This is a genomic window from Cellulomonas sp. P4_H4 (genome assembly GCF_056400865.1).
This window is the reverse complement of record NZ_JBFUKL010000003.1, coordinates 55,509-74,178: the sequence shown is the minus strand read 5'-3', so window position 1 is coordinate 74,178 and position 18,670 is coordinate 55,509. Positions and strand designations below refer to the sequence as shown.

Annotated in this window: 18 protein-coding genes; 14 read left to right on the top strand and 4 right to left on the bottom strand. The window is 71.9% G+C overall.

The genetic code is table 11. The features are described 5' to 3' along the window. The first annotated feature begins 7 nt into the window (after positions 1–7). From AC1DPN_RS10375 to AC1DPN_RS10360, 4 genes are read left to right on the top strand one after another with little or no spacing between them, the layout of a single operon-like run. The gene (locus AC1DPN_RS10375; RefSeq protein ID WP_477084672.1) at positions 8–1,642 is read left to right on the top strand and encodes an NAD(P)/FAD-dependent oxidoreductase; all 1,635 of its coding nucleotides are present in this window, start codon (positions 8–10) and stop codon (positions 1,640–1,642) included. Next, on the top strand, positions 1,639–3,111 hold the full coding sequence (locus tag AC1DPN_RS10370) for an ATP-binding protein (RefSeq protein ID WP_477084671.1): 1,473 nt from the start codon (positions 1,639–1,641) through the stop codon (positions 3,109–3,111). The genes AC1DPN_RS10375 and AC1DPN_RS10370 overlap by 4 nt, the downstream gene beginning before the upstream one ends. After that, positions 3,108–3,458: a UBP-type zinc finger domain-containing protein gene (locus tag AC1DPN_RS10365; RefSeq protein ID WP_477084670.1), complete on the top strand. Its 351-nt coding sequence runs from the start codon at positions 3,108–3,110 to the stop codon at positions 3,456–3,458. Before AC1DPN_RS10370 ends, AC1DPN_RS10365 begins: the two co-directional genes overlap by 4 nt. A gap of 45 nt (positions 3,459–3,503) precedes the next feature. Next, positions 3,504–5,078 carry an esterase/lipase family protein gene (locus AC1DPN_RS10360; protein ID WP_477084669.1) on the top strand — a complete coding sequence of 525 codons (1,575 nt, stop codon included), beginning with the start codon at positions 3,504–3,506 and terminating at the stop codon, positions 5,076–5,078. Here AC1DPN_RS10360 and AC1DPN_RS10355 read toward each other — a convergent pair. Together AC1DPN_RS10355 and AC1DPN_RS10350 are read right to left on the bottom strand one after the other, a co-directional pair. Beyond that, positions 5,075–5,782 (bottom strand): anti-sigma factor, encoded by a 708-nt coding sequence (locus AC1DPN_RS10355; RefSeq protein WP_477084668.1) that lies wholly within the window; start codon positions 5,780–5,782, stop codon positions 5,075–5,077. The two genes, AC1DPN_RS10360 and AC1DPN_RS10355, sit on opposite strands and share 4 nt — an antisense overlap. Further along, entirely contained in the window at positions 5,779–6,285 is a 507-nt protein-coding gene (locus AC1DPN_RS10350; protein ID WP_477084667.1) for a sigma-70 family RNA polymerase sigma factor, read from the bottom strand. Before AC1DPN_RS10350 ends, AC1DPN_RS10355 begins: the two co-directional genes overlap by 4 nt. 139 nt (positions 6,286–6,424) lie before the next feature. Here AC1DPN_RS10350 and AC1DPN_RS10345 point away from each other — a divergent pair, with 139 nt between their 5' ends. Further along, entirely contained in the window at positions 6,425–6,934 is a 510-nt protein-coding gene (locus AC1DPN_RS10345; RefSeq protein WP_477084666.1) for a COG4315 family predicted lipoprotein, read from the top strand. 2 nt (positions 6,935–6,936) lie between these two features. Here the strand turns inward: AC1DPN_RS10345 and AC1DPN_RS10340 are convergent, their stop codons facing one another. After that, positions 6,937–7,347 (bottom strand): VOC family protein, encoded by a 411-nt coding sequence (locus AC1DPN_RS10340; protein ID WP_477084665.1) that lies wholly within the window; start codon positions 7,345–7,347, stop codon positions 6,937–6,939. A gap of 107 nt (positions 7,348–7,454) precedes the next feature. On the opposite strand from AC1DPN_RS10340, the gene AC1DPN_RS10335 reads away from it, so the two are divergent. Then, a complete protein-coding gene (locus AC1DPN_RS10335; RefSeq protein WP_477084664.1) occupies positions 7,455–8,321 on the top strand; it encodes a sigma-70 family RNA polymerase sigma factor in 867 nt (288 codons plus the stop codon). Between the two features lie 7 nt (positions 8,322–8,328). Here the strand turns inward: AC1DPN_RS10335 and AC1DPN_RS10330 are convergent, their stop codons facing one another. Continuing rightward, positions 8,329–8,583: a PspC domain-containing protein gene (locus AC1DPN_RS10330; RefSeq protein WP_477084663.1), complete on the bottom strand. Its 255-nt coding sequence runs from the start codon at positions 8,581–8,583 to the stop codon at positions 8,329–8,331. A 265-nt stretch (positions 8,584–8,848) separates the two neighbouring features. Between AC1DPN_RS10330 and AC1DPN_RS10325 the strand changes: the two genes are divergently transcribed. Genes AC1DPN_RS10325 through AC1DPN_RS10290 form a run of 8 tightly spaced genes read left to right on the top strand, consistent with a single transcriptional unit; the run spans position 8,849 to position 18,654 of the window. Next, entirely contained in the window at positions 8,849–10,066 is a 1,218-nt protein-coding gene (locus AC1DPN_RS10325; RefSeq protein ID WP_477084662.1) for a toxic anion resistance protein, read from the top strand. Between the two features lie 32 nt (positions 10,067–10,098). Further along, a complete protein-coding gene (locus AC1DPN_RS10320; RefSeq protein WP_477084661.1) occupies positions 10,099–10,650 on the top strand; it encodes a hypothetical protein in 552 nt (183 codons plus the stop codon). After that, the gene (locus AC1DPN_RS10315; RefSeq protein ID WP_477084660.1) at positions 10,647–12,023 is read left to right on the top strand and encodes an AAA family ATPase; all 1,377 of its coding nucleotides are present in this window, start codon (positions 10,647–10,649) and stop codon (positions 12,021–12,023) included. The genes AC1DPN_RS10320 and AC1DPN_RS10315 overlap by 4 nt, the downstream gene beginning before the upstream one ends. Next, a complete protein-coding gene (locus AC1DPN_RS10310) occupies positions 12,020–13,288 on the top strand; it encodes a hypothetical protein (protein WP_477084659.1) in 1,269 nt (422 codons plus the stop codon). Before AC1DPN_RS10315 ends, AC1DPN_RS10310 begins: the two co-directional genes overlap by 4 nt. After that, positions 13,285–14,238, top strand: coding sequence for a glutamate ABC transporter substrate-binding protein (locus tag AC1DPN_RS10305; protein ID WP_477084658.1), 954 nt, complete (start codon positions 13,285–13,287; stop codon positions 14,236–14,238). The genes AC1DPN_RS10310 and AC1DPN_RS10305 overlap by 4 nt, the downstream gene beginning before the upstream one ends. Beyond that, positions 14,235–15,344 (top strand): hypothetical protein, encoded by a 1,110-nt coding sequence (locus AC1DPN_RS10300; protein WP_477084657.1) that lies wholly within the window; start codon positions 14,235–14,237, stop codon positions 15,342–15,344. Before AC1DPN_RS10305 ends, AC1DPN_RS10300 begins: the two co-directional genes overlap by 4 nt. Further along, positions 15,341–17,620, top strand: a complete 2,280-nt coding sequence (locus tag AC1DPN_RS10295) for a serine/threonine-protein kinase (RefSeq protein WP_477084656.1) — start codon at positions 15,341–15,343, stop codon at positions 17,618–17,620. Before AC1DPN_RS10300 ends, AC1DPN_RS10295 begins: the two co-directional genes overlap by 4 nt. Continuing rightward, entirely contained in the window at positions 17,605–18,654 is a 1,050-nt protein-coding gene (locus tag AC1DPN_RS10290; protein ID WP_477084655.1) for a PP2C family protein-serine/threonine phosphatase, read from the top strand. The genes AC1DPN_RS10295 and AC1DPN_RS10290 overlap by 16 nt, the downstream gene beginning before the upstream one ends. Positions 18,655–18,670: the final 16 nt, after the last annotated feature.

Below are 18,670 nucleotides of genomic sequence, written 5' to 3'. Positions count from 1 at the left end.
CCTGACGGTGGACGACGACCCCGTGGTGTCACGGTCCGTGGCGCGCGACCTGCGGCGGCACTACGGCGAGCACTTCCGGGTCGTCCGCGCCGAGTCGGGCGCCGCTGCCCTCGACGCGCTGCGTGAGCTCAAGCTGCGCGGCGACCAGGTGGCGGTCCTGCTCGCGGACCACCGGATGCCCGACATGAACGGGCTCGAGTTCCTCGAGCAGGCGATGGACCTGTTCCCGGCCGCCCGCCGCATCCTGCTCACGGCGTACGCGGACACGGACGTCGCGATCGACGCCGTCAACGTGATCGACCTCGACCACTACCTGCTCAAGCCGTGGGACCCGCCCGAGGAGAAGTTCTACCCGGTCATCGACGCCCAGCTGAAGGCGTGGAAGTCGTCACCCCGCAAGGGCGTCGCGGAGACGAAGGTGGTCGGCCACCGCTGGTCCGCACGCTCGTCGGAGGTTCGTGAGTTCCTCGCCCGCAACCAGGTGGCCTACCGCTGGTACGCGTCCGACGAGCCGGAGGGTCGGCGTCTGCTCGAGGCTGCGGGCGCCGACGGTCTCGACCTGCCGCTCGTGATCACGACGGAGGCGAAGGCGCTCGTCGCGCCGACGGACGCCGAGCTCGCCGCGGAGGTCGGGCTGACCGTCACGCCCGCGGAGCAGTTCTACGACCTCGTGGTCATCGGGGGTGGGCCCGCCGGGCTGAGCGCCGCTCTGTACGGGGCGTCCGAGGGCCTGCGCACCGCGCTCGTCGAGCGTGCCGCGACCGGTGGGCAGGCGGGCCAGAGCTCGCGGATCGAGAACTACCTGGGGTTCCCCGACGGGGTTTCCGGGGCCCAGCTCACGGACCGCGCCCGGCGGCAGGCGCTCAAGTTCGGAGCCGAGATCGTCCTCACCCAGGACGCCGTCGGTCTCGAGGTGAAGGGCGCCGCACGGTCGGTGATGTTCGCCGACGGGTCCACGCTCGACGCCCACACCGTCATCCTGGCCAGCGGCGTCGCGTACCGGGAGCTCGACGGCCCGGGCATCGGGGCGCTCACGGGCCGAGGCGTCTACTACGGGTCGGCGCTGACCGAGGCGACCGCGTGCACCGACCAGGACATCTACGTCGTCGGCGGCGCCAACTCCGCCGGCCAGGCGGCCATGTTCCTGTCCGCGCACGCCCGGTCCGTCACGCTGGTCGTGCGGGCGGCGTCGCTGGTGCAGTCCATGTCGCACTACCTGATCGAGCAGGTGGAGCGGAACCCGCGGATCCGGGTGCGCACCCAGACCGAGGTCGTCGAGGCGGTCGGCGACGACCACCTCGAGCAGCTCGTGCTGCGCGACGTCGCCACGGGCGAGAAGGAGACCGTCTCGACGGGCTGGCTCTTCGTGTTCATCGGCGCCGCCCCGCTCACCAGCTGGTTGGACGGGGTGGTCGACCGGGACCAGCACGGCTTCGTCTGCGCCGGCCACGACCTCCTCGTCGACGGGCAGACGCCCGAGTCGTGGCCGCTCGACCGTCCCCCGTACCACCTCGAGACGAGCGTCCCGGGGGTCTTCGCGGCGGGCGACGTGCGCGCCGAGTCCGCCAAGCGTGTCGCCAGCGCCGTCGGCGAGGGTGCCATGGCCGTGATGCTCGTCCACCGTTATCTGGAGCAGCTGTGACCACCATCGACGAACCGGCGACGACGACCCGCAAGCACCTCGCGTGCGACATCGACGAGCTGCGGACGCTCTTCCTGTTCGAGCGGCTCAGCACCGAGCAGCTCCTCTGGCTGTGCGGTCGCGGCCACGTCGAGCACATCGACCCGGGCGTCCTGTACCGCGAGGGCGACCCGGCGACCGACTTCTACGTGCTCCTGGAGGGGTCGCTCGCGATGTACCGCCGCGTCGGCGCGGACGACATCGAGATCTCCCGCACGAGCCAGGTCGGCGTATACGCGGGGGCCTGGGGCTCCTACCTCGGGGACCGCGTGCCGCAGACGTACTCGCAGTCGCTGCGGGTCCTCGAGCCGTCGCGGTACTACGTGCTCGCCGCCGCGGACTTCGCGAGCTTCATGAACGACTGGTTCCCGATGGCCGTGCACCTGCTCGAGGGCCTGTTCTTCGGGCAGCAGAGCTCGCAGCAGGTCATCGGCCAGCGCGAGCGGCTCCAGGCGCTGGGGTCGCTGTCCGCCGGTCTCACGCACGAGCTCAACAACCCGGCGGCGGCAGCGACGCGGGCGACCGCCACGCTGCGCGAGCGCGTCGCGGGCATGCGCCACAAGCTCACGCTCATCGCGGAGGGTCCGTACGACCGCTCGCAGCTGGCCCAGATCATCCACCTCCAGGAGAAGGCGGTTGCCGCGTACGCCACGACCCGCGCGTCCGGCAGGACGCCCACCGCGATGGAGGTCTCCGACCTCGAGGACGCCGTCGGCGACTGGATGGACGACCACGGCATCAGCGGCGGCTGGGAGCTCGCGGAGAGCTTCGTGACCGCGGGGCTCGGCACCGCGTGGCTGGACCACGTCGCGACGTACGTGGGCGACGAGGTGCTGGAGGGCGCGGTGCGCTGGCTGGCGTACACGCTCGAGACCGAGTCGCTCATGTCGGAGGTCGAGGACGCCACGACACGCATCTCCGCGCTGGTCGGCGCCGCCAAGCAGTACTCGCAGATCGGTCGTGCCCCCGACCAGGTCGTCGACGTCCACGAGCTGCTCGACAGCACGTTGACGATGCTCGACCGCAAGCTCGACGGGATCACGGTCGTGCGCGCGTACGACCGCGAGCTGCCGCCGATCCACGTGTACGGCGCCGAGCTCAACCAGGTGTGGACCAACATCATCGACAACGCGGCACAAGCCATGGGTGGCGACGGCACGCTGACGATCACCACCCGGCAGGTGGACGACTGGCTCGAGGTCGAGGTGGCGGACACCGGGCCGGGCATCCCCGACGAGGTCGTCGGCCGGATCTTCGAGCCGTTCTTCACCACGAAGCCCGTCGGCTCCGGCACGGGGCTCGGGCTCGACATCTCGTGGCGGATCGTCGTCGGTAAGCACCACGGCGACCTCAGCGTCACGTCGGAGCCCGGGGACACCCGGTTCCGCGTCCGACTTCCCTACACGGCGACCGAGGGGCCCACCGTATGAGCGTCAACTCGACCATCGATCCGAGCGCACCCCCGAGCGGCACCGGCTGCCTCGAGTGCGACGCGACCGACGGGTGGTGGTTCCACCTGCGTCGCTGCGCGACGTGCGGGCACGTCGGCTGCTGCGACACTTCTCCGTCGCAGCACGCCACGGCCCACTTCCGCCAGACCGGCCACCCGGTCATGCGGACGTTCGAGCCGGGCGAGGACTGGTTCTGGGACTTCGCGGCCGACGACTACACCGATGGTCCGGCTCTGGCCGCGCCGGAGCACCGGCCGGTCGAGCAGACCGTGCCGGGTCCGAGCGGGCGCGTGCCCGACGACTGGCGGTCCCACCTGCACAGGTGACCTGCGGGCCGCAGGACCTCTGCTGCCGCACGAGGAGGAGCGACGATGGCGTACGCGAACGACGGCAAGCTGCCAGTCATCTACGTCCGAGGGTTCGCCGGCGGGCCGTCGGGGATCAGCGAGGCGACCGACGACCCGTTCTACGGGTTCAACGTGGGTTCCGTGCAGGTTCGCGTCGACGGTGGCGACCGACCTGTGTTCCACCAGTTCGAGAGCCCGCTGCTGCGCCTGATGATCGACCAGGAGTACCAGCTGCTCGTGCAGGGCAACCAGCTGTCGTACCTGACGGAGCGTGAGGTCGGCACGATCCCGTCGGCGTCGATCTGGGTGCACCGGTTCTACGACGAGTTCTCGCCGAACCTCACCAAGGATCCCAACGCGTTCAGCCTGGAGCGTGCCGCAGAGAGCCTGTTCGCGCTGGTCAAGCTCGTGCGCGCGAAGACGGGCGCGCCACGCGTGTTCCTCGTCGCACACTCGATGGGCGGGCTCATCGTCCGGTCGATGATCCAGCGCACCATCCCGGACGACCCGGACGCCGGCGGGCGCCCGGACGCCGCCCGGGCGTTCGTCGACCGCGTGTTCACGTACGCGACACCGCACGGCGGGATCGAGTTCGCGGTCGGCTTCGGTGCCCTCGAGAAGCTGCGCGACCTCACCGGGCTGGCGGGGGCGGACATCTTCGGGCCGGAGCGGATGCGGGAGTACCTGACGTGGTCGGGGACCCGCCGGCGTGACCCGTTCGAGGCGACCGAGATGCCTGACGACGGCTTCCCCAAGGAGCGCTTCTTCTGCCTCGTCGGCACCAACGCGGCCGACTACCCCGTCGCGTTGGGCCTGTCGTCGCGCGCCGTCGGGGCACGCAGCGACGGTCTCGTGCAGATCGACAACGCGTACGTGAAGGGCACACCTCGTGCGCTCGTGCACCGGAGCCACTCGGGACGGTTCGGCATCGTGAACTCCGAGGAGGGCTACCAGAACCTGCGCCGGTTCCTCTTCGGGGACGTCGAGGTGCGGGCCGAGCTCACGGACTTCCGGCTCCCGGGGACGGCGGACGACGACACCGACTGGCAGCTCGAGGCGTCGCTCTCGATCCGCGGGCTCCCGGTGGTCCTCCACGAGCAGAGCGCTGCGCACCTGTGCCCGATCCAGATCGAGCGTCCGGTCCGTGAGGACGACGCGAGCACCCCGATCCCCCTGCTGCGCACCTACCTGTCGACCACGGTGGCTAGGCCCACGGACCAGGCGACCGGGCAACGTTCGCCGACGATGCGGCACGTGCTCCAGCTGCGGCTCGTCTCGCTGCGCAAGAAGGGCGGCCTGCTCAGCTTCCTGGACCACCTCGAGGCCACCGCCGACTGGGCCGACGTGCTCGTCGTGGACATCGCGTTCGAGCACGGCACGACGCCGCAGGCCTGGGCGGTGTGGAACTCCGCGATCGGTACGGCGATCCGCGACTGGGCCCCCGACCCGGCCGTCAACCCGCCCCTGCAGGACGAGGACGCGACGCCGGGTCACTGGGTCGTCCGGGTGCCCGTGCCGCCGGCCGCCCGCGAGCTGCTCGGCGACCGCGCCGCGGTCACGATCCAGGTCTCGGGGCGCGCGACCGTCGACCTCGCCTAGGTGCGGGCGCTCGCGAGAGGAGTGTCGGCCCCGACCACGCGGATCTCGACGCTGCGGATGTCCTCGGTGAGCATGCTCGACGACGCCCCGAGCCCGCGTGCGCCGGCGTTGCGCGCCAGCCAGGTCGCGACGACCGTCCGCTCCCCCGCGTCGTCGACGAGCACGAGCTCGTACGTCGGGCCGTCGCCGTCCGGCCAGGCGTCCACCGGGTAGGTGCACTCCCAGTCGATGCGCGTGCCCCAGCCCTTCTTCTCGAGCGTCAGGTCCGCGGACACGGCGACGTCGCCGACCGGCTCGAGGACGAGGTCGGTGGTCTGGTTCGGTGTCTGGACCGCCGTCGGCGTCACGGTCGTCGGCTGCGCGAGGTACGCACCCGCCAGGCCTCCGACCGTGAGCAGCACGGCGGCCGCACCCACGAGGGCGACGATCCGGCGACGTCGGACGCGGCGCGCGGAGTGAGCCAGGGCCGCGAGCTGGACGACCTCGCCACCCGCGAAGTCGTCGACACCGCTCAGCGCCTCCTGCGCCGGGACCATGCGCAGCAGCCCGGGCATGCCGGCCAGCTCGGCGACCGCGGCCCTGCACGCGTCGCACGTGCGCAGGTGCTCCTCGTACTCGCGGCGGTCCACGGGGCTCAGGGCACCGAGCACGTAGGCGGCGTCCCAGTCGCGGAACGGGTCGTCGTCGGTGTCGCGGCCGATCATGACGACACTCCTCTCTCCTGCAGTGCGAGCCGCAGGGCGCGCAGCCCGTAGTGCAGGCGGGACTTCACCGTGCCCTCGGGGATCTGGTGCTCGTGCGCGAGCTCGGCCACGGTCCTGCCGCCGTAGTAGGAGCCGACGACGACGGCCCGGTGCTCGGCGGACAGCTGCGCGAGGGCGTCCGAGACGAGCCACGCGTCCAGGACCGCCTGCGACTCGTCGGGCTGCTCGCGGTCCGGTGTCTCGTCGACCGTGCGCTCACGCGTGTGGCGGGCGCTCCGCCTGTCGTCGATGACCAGGTTGCGCACCACCGTGTACAGCCACGCGCGGGTCGCGTCCTGCTCGCGCGCCAGCACCTCCGGGTGCTTCCAGGCGCGGACCATGGCCTCCTGGACGACGTCCTGAGCGAGCGCGTGGTCACCGGTGAGCCGCACGACGTACGACTGCAGCGGGCGCGCGTACGCCTGGTGCAGAGCGCGCATCAGCGCGTCCGGCTCGTCGCCCACTGGTCCTCCTTCCGGCGTCCTACCCGGTGAACGAGACCGGGACGCACGAGGTTCAACCGACGGTGAACCTCACCCGCCTCCGCCTCGTGGTCCTGGGTAGCCGGTCCTCGCACCGGTCGCCCGAACGAGGAGAACCATCGTGCGCAAGCCCATCCTGCTCCCGATCACACTTCTGCTGGCTGTCGGCGCGCTCGGCGCGTGCGGGAGCTCCGACGACGACACGGGGTCGAGCGGCGCCACGTCGGAGGCGTCGAGCGCGGAGGAGTCCAGCCCTGCCGCCGACGACATGTCGGAGGCCGCCGACCTGTCCACAGCCGAGACGTCCCTCGGCACGATCGTCGTGGACGGCAAGGGCATGACCGCCTACTACTTCACCAAGGACACCAAGGACTCGGGCGCGAGCGCGTGCTCGGGTGACTGCGCGACGGCGTGGCCCGCGATCACGTCCGCGTCGGACACCCCGACCGTCGACGGCGTGACCGGGACCGTCGGCACCATCCCGGCGGCCGACGGCGGCAAGCAGATCACGATCAACGGCATGCCGATCTACACGTTCGCCAAGGACACGGCGCCCGGCGACGTGAACGGTCAGGATGCCAACGGTGTCTGGTACGTCATCGCTCCCGACGGGACGATGATCGAGGACTGAGGTCAGCTGGTCTCCACGTTGAGGACGTTCCCGTCCGGGTCGGCGAACCATGCGGCCCGCATCGAGTCGGACGTGAGCACCCCGTCGACCCACTCGCCGTCGGGCACGTCGAACGTCTGCAGCTCGACGCCGGCCGAACGTAGGGCGGAGATCTCGGCGTCGAACGCGTCGCCGGGGATCTGGAAGGAGATCCCCGTCGCCTTGTTCGTGCCTGCGTAGCTCGACGGATAGACGAGGAACCCGCCGTTCGAGGTGCTGTACAGGACACCTTCGGGGACCTCTTCGTCCCGTGCGGTGAAGCCCAGCGTCCCTTCGTAGAACGCGCGTGCCCGCTCGACGTCCGTCACTGCCAGGACGGGGATCGCGGGGTGGGCGGAGAGCATGACGGCCTCCAGCGCGGGCCAGACGACCATCGGCTGGCCGGCTCCTTCGACCGTAGGACCGCGCCATCAGGCGGTCAACGGTCACATCGTGCGTCGCCGCTACGTCAGGAGGGTGAAATAGCGAGAGGATGCGAGCGATGAGCGACGACGAGTACCTGGCCCGCCGGTTCGAGGAGAACCGTGGACGGCTCACCGCCGTGGCCTACCGGATGCTGGGGTCGAACGCCGAGGCCGACGACGCCGTTCAGGACGCCTGGCTCCGGCTGGAACGGGCCGACGCCGACGGCGTGGACAACCTGCCCGGCTGGCTCACGACCGTGGTCGCGCGGATCTGCCTGGACCGGCTCCGCACGCGCACGTCGCGGCGCGAGGACCCGTGGGACGCCACAGTGGCGCGCGTCGACGAGCAGGCCGCCGACCCGGAGCAGGAAGCCGTCCTCGCGGACTCCGTCGGGCTCGCGATGCTCGTCGTGCTCGAGCACCTCAGCCCCGCGGAGCGCCTGGCCTTCGTCCTGCACGACATGTTCGCCGTCCCGTTCGACGAGATCGCCCCGATGGTCGGCCGGACGCCCGAGGCCACGCGTCAGCTCGCGAGCCGGGCCCGGCGACGGGTGCAGGGCGCGCCGGCCGCGGCCGAGACGGACCTGGTCCGACAGCGCGAGGTGGTGGACGCGTTCCTCACGGCTGCGCGCGGCGGGGACTTCGAGGCGCTCCTGGCCACGCTCGACCCGAACGTCTCGCTGCGCGTCGACCCGACCGTCGCCAAGTTCGGGTTCCTGACGGACACCGTCGGTGCGCACGAGGTCGCCACGTCCTTCAACGGTGCGGCCCAGACGGCCGAGCTCGCCCTGCTGGGCGGCGCGGTCGGCGCGATGTGGGCACCGGGCGGCGTCCCACGCACGGCCTTCATGTTCACCATCGAGGGCGGGGTGATCGTGGGCATCCACCTGACCATGGACCGCGACGTGCTCAAGCGGCTGGACCCGGTCGCCCTCGACTTCTGACGCGCCCTCACGCGGAGGCCTGTGCAGGACCCGTCGGCGGGACGTAGCTCACGCGCTGCGACGGCATGAGGATCCACAGGATCGGGTAGATGAGGAGCTGGCTGCCGGGGACCACGAGCAGGACCAGCACGAAGAGCAGGCGCGCCGGCCACGGGTCGATGCCGAACCGCTGCCCGAGGCCCGCGCACACGCCTCCGAGGACCCTGCCGTCGAGCGGCCGTACCAACCCGTGCTCGGTCATGCCGTCGTGGATCGTGCCCATCGTCCCGCCTCTTTCGTCGTTGTCGCGTCGTCGTGCGCTGTTGCTCCAGCGTGCCCTCCTCGTTCGCTCCCGCACATCGGGTAGACCCCCGAGTTCCACCCTGAGCGGAGAGGCTCGTCCCCCTGGTGTCAGACGCCTAGGCTCTCGGGGTGGCCGTGCTAGTTTTCGGCGACGAGTATTACTTGACCATCCCGTGACCATTGAGCGGCGTGGCGATGACGCTGGTGCGCTTCGTCTCGTTCCGTGCTGGACGTGAAGGACGACGATGACCGACGCAGCTCCCCTCCAGCCCCCGGCACCGCAGTCGGTGTTCGCGCTCGAGGCGCCCGCCCCGTCTGCCCCCGTGTCCACGACCGCGGCTCCCGCGATGGCACCGAAGATCGACGCGGCCGCGCTGCCGGGCCTCGACGCCAAGGTCGACGCGTACGTCACGAGCCTCATGGCCGCGCAGACCGGGTCGCCCGAGATGACCGCCAAGGCCGACGACATCCGGCTCATGGGAGACGCGGACATCCGCGCCGCAGCAGACAGCTCGAACCGCCTGCTGCAGACGCCCGTCAAGGCGATGCGCGACGGCGGCGTCTCCAGCACGTCGCAGATCAGCAAGTCGCTGCTCGACCTGCGTCGGACGGTCGAGGACCTGGACCCGAGCGAGGCCAGCCTGGGCAAGAAGCTGCTCGGGCTGATCCCGTTCGGCGACTCCCTGACGGACTACTTCCGCCGCTACGAGAGCTCGCAGAAGCAGATCGACGCGATCGTGCGCGCGCTCTACAACGGCCAGGACGAGCTCCGGAAGGACAACGCCGCGCTCAACCTGGAGAAGCAGCACCTCTGGGACACGATGGCGCGCCTGCACCAGTACATCTACGTCGCGGAGTCGCTGGACCGCCGGCTCTCGACGACGCTCGCCGAGCTCGACACGACCGACCCGGAGCGCGCCCGGACACTGCGGCAGGACGTGCTGTTCTACGTGCGCCAGAAGCACCAGGACCTGCTCACGCAGCTCGCGGTGAGCATCCAGGGCTACCTGGCGATCGACATCATCATCAAGAACAACCTCGAGCTCATCAAGGGCGTCGATCGCGCGACGACCACCACCGTGTCGGCCCTGCGCACCGCGGTGATCGTGGCCCAGGCACTGAACAACCAGAAGCTGGTCCTCGACCAGATCACGGCCCTGAACACGACGACGTCCGGCCTCATCGCGTCGACCGCGAAGATGCTGCGCGAGCAGTCGGCAGACATCCAGCAGCAGGCTGCCAGCGCGACGGTCGGCCTCCCCCAGCTGCAGCAGGCGTTCGCGGACATCTACCTGACGATGGACTCGATCGACGACTTCAAGGTCAAGGCGCTCGACTCGATGGCCCAGACCGTCGGCGTGCTGCAGACCGAGACCACCAAGGCCCAGACCTACCTCGACCGCGTCCGCAAGGCCGACACCACCGAGGTCGCCGGCGGTTCGCTCGATCTCGGCCTGAGCTGAGTGTCACCAGACCCGCGAGGAGCGAGCGCTGCATGAGCTGGTTCGGACGCCGGGGGCGGCGTCGTCAGCCTGACCTGCCCGCGCTGCCCCCACCACCGACGTCGGCCGAGATCGTCGCGTCCGCGCACGCCGTGGAGCAGCAGATCGTCGGCCGTGTGCCCGCCGCCGTGACCGCGCGCGTCCACGCGATCGTGCGCACCGTCGAGGAGATGGCGCCCCGGCTCGACCGGCTGGGTGGCGGCAGCCAGCAGGCGTACACCGTCGTGGCGACGGCGACGAGCTACCTGCCCGAAGCCGTCGGCGGCTACCTGCGCCTCCCCCGCGACTTTGCGGACCGGCGCGTGGTGTCGAAGGGGAAGACCTCGCTCATGGTGCTCTGCGACCAGCTCGACCTGCTCGACGTGACGCTCGACAAGATCTCCGACGCCGTGTCGCACGCCGACGCCGACGCCCTCGTGGCCCACGGGCTGTTCCTCGCCGAGAAGTTCGGCGGTGGATCGTCGCTCGAGCTCGGGCCAGGAGCCGGCGTCGACACCCCGCAGCCGAACGCGCAGCCGGACGCGCCCAGACTGGAGCAGCCATGAACCTGACCGAGGCGCTCGACGCCCTCGAGCGAGCCGGCACCGCAGCGGGGCTCGACGGCGTGGCCGCTCGCGACGAGGGCGCCCGACTGTCCGCCGCGGTCGCCGAGTCCGTCACCGGAGCGCCCGCCGCCTGGCTGGCCGCGGTCGGCTCCCCCGACGCCGCGTTCGGTGCGTTCTTCGAGGCCGCCGCCAGTGCGCGACGCTGGCGGACCTCGCCGACGGACCTGCTGGCGAGCATCGCGGGGACCGCCGCCGCGTCGGGGTACTCGGCCGCGCTCGCCGACGTCGTCTCGGCCGCGTGCGAGCTCGGCCCTTCCGACATCAGCGTGATCGCCAGGGCCTCGGCGACGGCAGCCGTGCAGCGGTCGGCGGCGGCGCCGGGCGCGGTGCCGACCCTCCCGACCCCCGGGCCGGGCGGGGGCACGCCCGGGCCGCGCCAGTCCACCCCCGGGCCGGTTCCTACGACGCCCGCCCCGGCCGCGACCGCGTGGACCCCGGAGCAGCGCACGCTCGAGGAGCTTCTCGCCGAGCTGGACGCCCTCGTCGGCCTGGCAGCCGTCAAGTCGCAGATCCGTCGGCAGACGCAGCTGCTGCGCGTGGAGCGGCTGCGCACCGAGGCGGGGCTCACGGCGCCGACGATCACCCGCCACCTGGTCTTCCTGGGCAACCCCGGCACCGGCAAGACAACGGTCGCGCGGCTGGTCGCCGGCATCTACCGGGCGCTCGGTCTGCTGACCAAGGGGCACCTGGTCGAGGTCGACCGCTCGGAGCTGGTCGCCGGCTACCTCGGGCAGACCGCCGTGAAGACGTCCGAGGTGGTCGCGACCGCGCTCGGCGGCGTCCTCTTCGTGGACGAGGCCTACGGGTTGGCCGAGGACGAGTACGGCGCGGAAGCGGTCAACACGCTCGTCAAGGACATGGAGGACCACCGCGACGACCTCGTGGTGATCGTGGCGGGTTACCCCGGTCCGATGGCGAAGTTCCTGGCGACCAACCCCGGGCTCGAGAGCAGGTTCTCGACGACGGTCGAGTTCAGCGACTACACCGACGCCGAGCTGCGCGAGATCTTCGAGCGGTCAGCCGTCAGGGCCGACTTCGAGCCGACGCCCGAGACGCTCGCCCGGTTCGAGGAGATCGCCTCGCTGCAGATCCGCGACGAGGGCTTCGGCAACGGGCGCTACGTGCGCAACGTCCTCGACCAGGCGATCACCCGGCACGCCTGGCGCCTCCGGGACGTTGAGCAACCAACCGTGGAACAGCTTCGGCTGCTGCTCCCGGTCGACCTGGTGACGGAGCCCGACGAGGAGTCCCCGGACCCGGCCGACCTGGTCACAGCCGCCGACGAGCCGACGCACATCGAGGAGCCCGCGTGACGCAGACGATCGCTCCACCTCAACCAGCACCGGCCGCTGGGACCGTCGCGCCTGCGAAGCACCGGTCGTCCCTGAGCCGGACGCCGGGCCGCATGCGGGTCGCGGGAGTCGTCGCCGTCCTGGCGTCCCTCGCGGTCGGTGTGCTCGGTGTGCGGGCCGGCCTCGCGCAGTCGAGCGCCCTGGCGAGCGCCGACGCCGACACCCGCCAGCTCGTCGGGATCCAGGACGTCCGCAACGACCTCGTGGTCGCCGACGCCACCGCGACCAACGCGTTCCTCGTCGGCGGCCTGGAGCCCCCGGCGGAGCGCGCGAAGTACGACGCGGCGATCGCGTCCGCCGCCAACGGGCTCGCCCTGCTCGCAGGGTCCAACGAGGCCGACGCCGAGCTGCTCGGCAAGGCGACCGCGGGGCTGACCACCTACACCGGGCTGGTCGAGCAGGCCCGCGCCAACAACCGCCAGGGATTCCCGGTCGGTGCCGCGTACCTCGACCAGGCGTCGGCGGTGCTGCGCTCGGACGTCCTGCCGGAGCTCGACACCCTGGTGCAGACCAACGCCGACCGCGTCGACTCGTCGTTCACCGCCGTGACGACGACGCCCTGGCTGCTCGCGCTCGGGCTCATCGCGCTGGTCGTCTTCGTCGTCGTCCAGGCCTGGCTCGCCCGGCGCACGCACCGACGCCTCAACTCGGGGCTGTTCTGGGCGACGATCCTCGCGCTCGTCGCGAGCATCGCGGGCGCCTTCGTGCTCGGCACGACCGCGCGCAAGGCGTCGGACGTCCAGTCCGGGCCCTACGCCGACACGGTCGCCGTCTCGCAGGCCTACTCCCTGGCGAACGACGCCAAGTCGATGGAGTCGTTCACGCTGATCAAGCGCGGCTCGGGTGCGTCGTACGAGGAGACCTTCCAGACCGAGACGGCCGAGGCGCGCAACCTGCTCTCGGGCGTCGACGACGCGCTCGTCCAGTCGCTGGACACGTGGACCGCCGCGCACGCCGAGATCCGCGCGGCCGACGACGGCGGCGACTGGGACGAGGCCGTGAGCCTCGCGATCAGCGACGAGCCCGGCTCGGCGAACGCCGCCTTCGACGAGTTCTCGACGGCCGCGTCCTCGAGCCTCGAGGCCAGCGCCGCCGAGACGCACGACGCGCTCACGGGTGCAGGAAGCTCGGTCGTCCTGGTCGGCTGGCTCATCCTGCTCGCGGGCCTGGTGTCCGCGGTGCTGAGCTGGCGCGGCATCTCGAAGCGAGTGGAGGAGTACCGGTGAGGCGCACGCTGCTCGGCCTGACGGGCGCGCTCGCTGCCGCCGTCCTGGTCCTGTCCGGGTGCGACCCGTCGTCGACCGCCCCGGAACCGCAGGTCACCGCCACGCCTGAACCCACGGCGGCGCCCGCGGCCCCCGCGGTGGAGTGCGACGACGCCACCACGTCGTACGCCCCGGACGCGGGCCTGACCGTCCCGGCGGGCAGCACGATGCAGGCGATCCGGGACCGCGGCTCGCTCATCGTCGGTGTCTCGGCGGACACGTTGCTCATGGGCTCGCGCAACCCTTTGTCCGGACAGATCGAGGGCTTCGACATCGACGTGCTGCACCTGGTCTCGGCCGCGCTGTTCGACGGCGACCGGAACCGGCTGCAGTTCCGGGTCATCACGTCCGGGCAGCGGCTCGACGTGCTCAAGAACCACGAGGTCGACCTCGTGGCGCGCACGTTCACCATGAACTGCGCTCGCTGGCAGGAGATCGCGTTCTCGGCCGAGTACCTCGATGCCGGGCAGAAGGTGCTCGTCACGCGCGACTCGACCGCGACGAGCATCGACGACCTCGCCGGCCAGCGCGTCTGCGCACCCGAGGGCACCACGACCCTCGACCGGCTGACGAACAACTACCCCGACATCACGCCGGTGAGCGCACCGACGCACACCGGCTGCCTGGTCCTGTTCCAGGAGGGCAAGGTCGACGGCATCACGGGCGACGACACGATCCTGGCCGGGTTCGCCGCGCAGGACCCGTACGCCAAGGTCGTCGGCGACGCCTTCAGCTCGGAGCCCTACGGAGTCGGCGTCCCGGCCGACCAGGTCGACCTGGTGCGGTTCGTCAACGCGGTCCTCGACCAGGCGAAGTCGGACGGGACGTGGGCGGCGATGTACGACCGGTGGCTGAACGCGCTCGGTCCGGCACCCGTGCCGCCGGCGTCGCTCTACGGCCGCACCCCGTGACCGCGCCCGACGCACCCGAGGCCCCGGGGCGGCTCGGCGAGCCGATCCCGGCCCCCGAGCTGCTCACGTACCTCGGTGGTCTGGACGCCTGGCTGACCCACCGTCGCACCGAGCTGGACCGGCTCGACGCCGCGGCGCAGGCCTCACCGTCGACCGAGCAGTACACCGCCGACGTCCTGCTCGCGATGACCATGTGGCAGGCCATCCGCACGCGCGCCGACGAGCTCCTCGTCGTGTGGGACTCGGGGCGGGCCGACGTGGTCGACCGCGAGAAGATGTCGCGACTGGTCTGGGGCCGGCTCGACTCCGGGCTGGGTTCCGCCCTGGTCTCGCTCGTGGAGGCCGTCACGCTCTGCGACGCGATGATCGCCAAGGTCCGCGCCCGGCTGTCGTTCGACCCCGACAGCGCGGACCAGGCGGAGCGCTTCCGTGGCCTGCGCGCCGGGCTCGTGCGCTGCGAGGACCTCGCGGGGACCGACGTGGCCTCGGGCGAACGCGTTGCCGCTCTGCGCAAGCGGGAGCAGAAGCTCGTCACGCAGGCCGCGCGCGGTGCGGACGTCACCGGTCCGCTCGGCGAGCTCGAGACCGAGGCGGCGCGGACCGAGCGCGACCTGATCGTGCAGGTCTCGCAGCGCCGCACCTTCGAGAAGGGTCGAGGTGACGCGCAGGCGACGCTCGCCGCGCTCGAGACCCGCGAGCCGACCCTGCACGAGCTGGCCGACCGCTGCCGTCGCGAGATCGCGAACCCACCCAAGCAGGCGGTCCCCGACGTCTCCCGGCTGGGTGCGGTTCCCGACACCCGCCAGGAGCTCGACGCCTTCGTCGACCGGCTCGCTGCTGTCGGGCGCGCGTTCGACGCCGTGGCCGACGCGTACAGCGCTCCCCTGCGCGAGCGCGCCGAGCTCCGCTACAAGCTCACCGGAGCGCACGCCGCCGCGGACGCGAACGGCCGCAGCGCGTCGCCCACCGTGCGTTCGGGCTACGAGGAGGCGCACACCGCGGTCACCGCGTCGCCGTGCGACGTCACGATGGCCCGCTACCTCGTCGAGCAGTACCTGTACCTGACCCGCGACCTGCCCACGGCAGCCCAGGAGGGATCGCGATGACCGCCATCCACTGCACCGAGATCGGGTGCGACGGCTTCTACGAGGACGGCTGGTGCAACGTCTGCGGATCGCCGCAGCCGGCCGGAGCTGCGCCGGTCTCCGCCACGACCCGTCTGGGCACGGGGGTGCCGCAGGCGACCCCCGCGGCGACGGGCGACGAGCAGGCCGAGCGCTCGACCCGCACCGGACGCACCAGCTCGAGCCGACTCGCGACCGCCGCACTCGGGTCCGCGCGGACCGTCGCGACAGGGTCGCGTCCGACGCGACGCGTGGGGACCTCCTCGACCCGGCTGCGCGGTGCGCGCCTGGGTGCGGGCCTCACGACCGTCCCTGCCGCCCCGGTCCAGGACCCGCTGCAGGCCGTCATGGCGGTCGCCGAGGTGCCGGAGCGCAAGCGTTTCTGCCCCTCGTGCGGCGCCGAGGTAGGACGCACCCGAGGCGACGTGCCGGGCCGGAGCGCCGGGTTCTGCCCGCAGTGTGGCAACCACTTCGACTTCGCGCCGGCGCTCGCGCCCGGAGACGTCGTCGGCGGCCAGTACGAGGTCGTCGGCTGCCTCGCGCACGGCGGGCTCGGGTGGATCTACCTGGCGCGTGACCGCAACGTCTCCGGGCGGTGGGTCGTGCTCAAGGGCCTGCTCAACTCGGGCGACCCCGACGCGTACGCGGCGGCCATCTCCGAGAGGCAGTTCCTGGCCGAGGTCGAGCACCCGCTGATCGTCGAGATCTACAACTTCGCGATGCACGAGGGCGCGGGCTACACCGTCATGGAGTTCGTCGGCGGCCGGTCCCTCAAGCAGATCCTGCAGGACCGCCGTGACGCGAACTCCGGCGTGAACAAGCCGCTGCCCGTGGACCAGGCGCTCGCGTTCGTCCTCGAGATCCTCCCCGCGTTCGCCTACCTGCACGACATCGGGCTGCTGTTCTGCGACTTCAAGCCCGACAACGTCATCCAGCAGGGCGACTCGGTCAAGCTGATCGACCTCGGTGGGGTGCGGCGCATCGACGACCTGAGCTCGGCGATCTTCGGGACGGTCGGCTACCAGGCGCCCGAGGTGCCCGAGGTCGGCCCGTCGGTGGCGTCCGACATCTACACGATCGGCCGGACGCTCGCGACGCTCGTCCTCGACTTCCGTGGCAACACCAGCACCTTCGTCGCGTCGCTGCCGTCGGTGGCCGACACCCCGGTGTTCCAGACGTACGACTCGTTCTACCGGCTGCTGGCCAAGGCGTGCGCGCTCGACCCGTCGGACCGGTTCGCGAGCGTCGACGAGCTCCGTGCCCAGGTGCTCGGGGTGCTGCGCGAGGTGGTCGCGACCGACCGCGGCGCCGGCAGCCCCGCCCTCTACTCGGCGGCGTCGGTGCACTTCGAGGCACCCGCGTCCGACGAGGCGGGCCACCCGCTCGCGTGGGACCAGCTGCCCGCGCTCAAGGTCGACGCCGGTGACGTCTCCGCGAGCTGGCTGTCGGGCGTGAACGTGAGCGACCCGGCACAGCGGCTGAGCGCGCTGGACGAGGCGCCCGAGGACTCCGTCGAGGTCCGGCTGCGCCGGGCGAGCACCGCGATCGAGGCAGGTCGTCCGGACGTCCTGGCGGACACGCTGGCCCAGGTGCTCGCCGAGGACCCGTGGGAGTGGCGGGCCGCCTGGATCGGCGGGCTGTCCCAGCTGGCCAACGGCGACCCGGTCGCCGCTCGCGCGTCGTTCAACGCCGTGTACGGCCAGGTACCGGGCGAGCTCGCACCGAAGCTCGCACTGGCGACCGCGTGCGAGCGCAGCGACGAGCCGGAGATCGCCGAGTCGCTGTACGTCATCTGCGCTCGCTCCGACTCCAACTACACGGCTCCGGCGGCCTTCGGGCTCGCCCGCATCCGCAGCGCGCGCGGCGACCTGCAGGGCGCCCTGCACGCGCTCGACCTGGTCACCTCGACGCGCAGCTCCTACGTGGACGCCCGGATGATGCGCGCCCGGCTGCTCGCGCAGTCGACGGGTGACGTGAAGGCGCTCTCGGAGGCGCTCATGAGCGTGCAGACGGTCGTGCTGCCGGCGATGCAGCATGCCGAGCTCAAGGTCGACGTCCTGACCTCCGCGCTGAACGTCGTCGTGACCAAGGGGCCCGTCCGGAACGTCACCGTGGGCGGCATCCCGGCGCACGAGCCCGAGCTCCGCGACGCCCTGGAGGGTGCGCTCCGACAGCTCGCGTCACTGACCGAGGACCACGACGAACGCATCGCCCTCGTCGACCGCGCGCACGAGGTCCGCCGGTGGACCACGTGGTGAGCCTCGCCTGCCCGTCCTGCGGGACCGTGGCTCAGGACGGCTCGAAGTTCTGCGAGCAGTGCGGGAGCCCCCTGACGGCACCGGTCGTCGTCGCCGAGGCCCCTGTCACGCCCACCGCCGCCCGCAGCTGTCGCGCCTGCGGCGGGTCGATCGCCGACGACGGCTACTGCCAGGACTGCGGCACGCCCGCGGCGAGCGAGCGGGACCACTGGGCAGAGGCACCGTCCGCGACCCTGGGTGGGGTGTGCGACCGCGGCGTCCGGCACTCCAAGAACGAGGACGCGATGGCGCTCGGGCTCGCGGGAAGCACGCGGGTGCTCGTCGTGTGCGACGGCGTCTCCAGCGTCCCGGACTCCGACATCGCGAGCCTCGCCGCAGCGCGTGCCGCCCGTGACGTTCTCGTCGCCGGTGTCGTGGACGGGGAGAGCGACACCGGCCGGGTCTCCGCGTGGAGCGCGCTGCTCGTCCAGGCGGCTGACGCCGCGAGCAAGGCGATCGCCGCCGCCGTCGGCGACATGGGCGGCCGCCACGACCCCCCGTCGTGCACGTTCGTCGCCGCGGTCGTCGACGGCCCGCACGTCGTCGCGGGCTGGTTGGGTGACTCGCGGGTCTACTGGCTGCCCGACGACGGCGACCCGATCCAGCTCAGCTCGGACGACTCGGGCGCCAACGAGCTCATGGCGCTCGGCGTCCCGCGTGCCAAGGCCGAGTCGTCGCCGCAGGCGCACGCCATCACGCGGTGGCTCGGCGCCGACGCGCACGACGTCGTGCCCCGCACGGCGCCGACCCGCGCGCAGGGACCAGGCTGGGTGCTCGTCTGCTCCGACGGCCTCTGGAACTACTGCTCCGAGGCGACCGCGATGTCCGAGCTGGTGGCCCGCTCGCAGGCCGTGGCGGGCGACGCCCCGGAGGCGATCTGCGGCGAGCTCGTGCGCTGGGCCAACGAGCAGGGCGGCGCAGACAACATCACGGCCGCACTCACCCGGATCGAGGTCGTGCCGGGCGCGACCACGGTCGATACTGTCCACAGCTGATCTGCCCTGGTCCGTC